Source organism: Alkalibacterium indicireducens, from assembly GCF_039522005.1.
Lineage (GTDB): Bacteria > Bacillota > Bacilli > Lactobacillales > Carnobacteriaceae_A > Alkalibacterium > Alkalibacterium indicireducens.
Map to the genome: position 1 here is coordinate 1 of NZ_BAAADA010000106.1, position 2,851 is coordinate 2,851.

Here is a 2,851-nt window from a genome sequence, read left to right on the forward strand (position 1 = left end):
CAAGATATTTAATTATCAAAGAACTAAAGTGAATGGATCATCAAAAGCGACTTTTTGAAATTTTTCTTCCCCATGGGGGAGAAAGCTCCATTCTTTCAAACAGTTAATCAATCAACTAAGTTAAGAACAATTCTTAACTACAAACTTATTATACGAGGAGGATTATATAATGGAAAACATTAAAAATAATGTGCAAAAACTAGGTCGTTCAATGTTAATTCCTGTGGCCGCTATGCCTTTAGCTGGTATTTTATTGAGACTAGGCGCGGATGACTTACTAAACATTCCGGTTTTAATGGCTGCTGGTAATGCGGTGTTTAATAATCTTGATATTTTATTTGCGATTGGTATAGCTATGGGTTTTGCGAATGCAAGAGATAAAGGAATGGCCGTTTTAACTTCTGTATTAGCGATATTAACTTTACGTGAAGGCCTCTTAATTATGGATCCTGAGATTGGCATGGGAATTTTTGGAGGGTTGATTTCTGGTGGTGTAGCCAGTTGGACCTATAATCGATTTAAAGATCAAGAATTACCTAAGGCACTTTCATTCTTTGCAGGTGAGCGATTCCCTCTAACGATGGTCATGTTAATCATGATTATTCTTTCGTTTGTACTCGGATTTATTTGGCCACCGATTCAAAATATCTTAGATTCTTTCGCTCAAAATTTATTAGGTATAGGAGCAATTGGTGTAGGCTTGTATCTATTCCTCAATCGACTACTTATTCCTTTAGGATTGCATCATGTGCTGAACTCGTATATTTATTTTGAAGTTGGTGAATTTACAACTCAAGCAGGCGAAATTGTTACAGGAGAAATTCCACGTTTCTTAAATGGAGACCCTACAGCTGGATTGTTTTTATCTGGATTCTTTGTCGTTATGATGTTTGGTGTACCAGGAATTGCCTATGCGATGTATCGGGCGAGTTATGATGAAAATAAAGAACGGGTGAAAGGTGTGATGGGGAGTGGTGCTTTTACAGCATTCCTGACGAATATAACAGAACCGGTCGAATTTAGTTTTATGTTCATTTCGCCACCACTCTATGTTATTCACTCTCTATTTGCTGGATTAGCTGGTATCGTTACTTATTTGTTGGATGTTCGCATCGGTTTCTCATTTGGGGCCTCTATTATCGACTTTGTGATTAACTACAATATTGCAGATAACGCTTGGATGGTACTGCCAGTCGGTATAGCCTTCTTCTTCCTTTACTATTTTACTTTCTACTATTTCATCACAAATAGAGATGTAGAGACACTAGGACGAGAAAAAGAACAAGCCTATACGGAAGAAGTAACCGATGAAGAACAAGACTTAGCCTTGAATTCAAGCAACTATTCATATATGGCTCGGAAAATCCTGCAAGCACTAGGTGGATCTGCGAATATAGAAGATGCCTATAATTGTGTGACACGTTTAAGAGTTACGGTGAATAATCCTGACGAAGTAGATGAGGAACGAATTAAACAAACAGGAGTAGCTGGAATTGTAAAACCTTCTGAGACGAATTACCAAATTATAATTGGACCAGAAGTAACAAGTGTCATGAATGAGTTTAACAAACAACTAGAGAATGATTAAGTATTTAGCAGAATAATGGTTATATAAAGAGAGCAGTTAAAGGCAGTTATATAATGTAGGAAATCGGCAATTTAAAATTGTTGATTTTCCTACATTTTTTATATACTTTTCTTATCCCCTTTTCAGAAATGAAGGAATCAGGAAAAGAAAAGATATTCGAGAAGGAGTGAAGAAAAATGTGATAGATGGCATTAACTCGAATCATACTGCATGAGTGAAACAGTATGACTGTGATTATCGAAGCGCTAGAACTGTTTATCATGAGGCGCAGAGGGAGGAAAAAGACTGGAGCTTTCGTTCCGCAGTATTCAACTGATATGAGAAGTTCAATGCTAATCTTTAACAAGCTGTCTTTTGAATTTTTATAAGAATGTCTTTTTAGCATCGGTATATATAGAACTGAGATAATCATAATAATACTCTAACATCTTAATAGTAGTCATATCATTTTCTAAATCGAGTAAATCAACGATTTCAAAGTTTATAGTCATTTTGATTTCTTTAGGTAACTCAACATATATTTTTTCTGTGATACCATTGTCATAATCGATTTCCCAACCACTTCCACCTATTTGATCTCCAACAAAAAAAGAAGTAGCATTATGTGGTGGATTTTCAAGTAATGGTTGTAAATCATTACTGCTTAAATGTTCAATGTGTGCAGTAAGATAAGTATCGAGTTTACCTTGTTTTTCAATTTCATTCCTCAAGTTTTTAAAAGTCGTTAATATTTCATCATTAGACATTTTATTTTGCCAAGGTTGATACCAATACTCAAAGTTGTCCTTGCCTACATGACTTTTTAAATTCTGAATGATGAAGGTGACTGATCTACCAGTAGTTATAAAATTTCTTAAGTATACGATTTTATTCTCATCATTAGTTTTTTTGTAATTAGTCAAAGAAAATTGCATATTTCTTAGGGCTTCATAAGCACGTTCTAAAATTTTAGTTTTCATCTTTTAACCTCCTAACATGATGAAGTACTTACCAATTTTTTTGTTTTTTCGTGCTATTTTAATGCAACTATCGTTGCTCTATCAATTGAAATGCAAAAAGGCACCTCTTCCCCCCTTAATCTGATAAAATGAAGTTTACCAAAACAAACATTCATCACTTAAGGAGTGAAAAGAGATGCCTAATCTACTTCAGATTATCATGTATTTAGTTAATAAAATCAAGTGGCAGAACAGTTTGATTCAACTTTTAAACGATTATATTACTTGGCTTGAAGATGCGGGTGATCGACCACCTAAAGGGACC

2 protein-coding genes are annotated in these 2,851 nt (G+C 34.6%); one reads left to right on the forward strand and one right to left on the reverse strand.

Features of this window, described 5'->3' with window-relative positions; genetic code table 11:
* Positions 1–169 precede the first annotated feature (169 nt).
* Positions 170–1,588 (forward strand): PTS transporter subunit EIIC, encoded by a 1,419-nt coding sequence (locus ABFX15_RS06365; protein WP_346024632.1) that lies wholly within the window; start codon positions 170–172, stop codon positions 1,586–1,588.
* A 362-nt stretch (positions 1,589–1,950) separates the two neighbouring features.
* On the opposite strand, the gene ABFX15_RS06370 is transcribed toward ABFX15_RS06365, so the two are convergent.
* On the reverse strand, positions 1,951–2,547 hold the full coding sequence (locus ABFX15_RS06370) for a hypothetical protein (protein WP_346024633.1): 597 nt from the start codon (positions 2,545–2,547) through the stop codon (positions 1,951–1,953).
* Positions 2,548–2,851 lie beyond the last annotated feature (304 nt).

Excerpts from the sequence above, each read along its gene's own strand:
- ABFX15_RS06365 (WP_346024632.1), top strand. The coding sequence starts at position 170 with ATGGAAAACATTAAAAATAATGTGCAAAAACTAGGTCGTTCAATGTTA.
- ABFX15_RS06370 (WP_346024633.1), bottom strand. The coding sequence starts at position 2,547 with ATGAAAACTAAAATTTTAGAACGTGCTTATGAAGCCCTAAGAAATATG.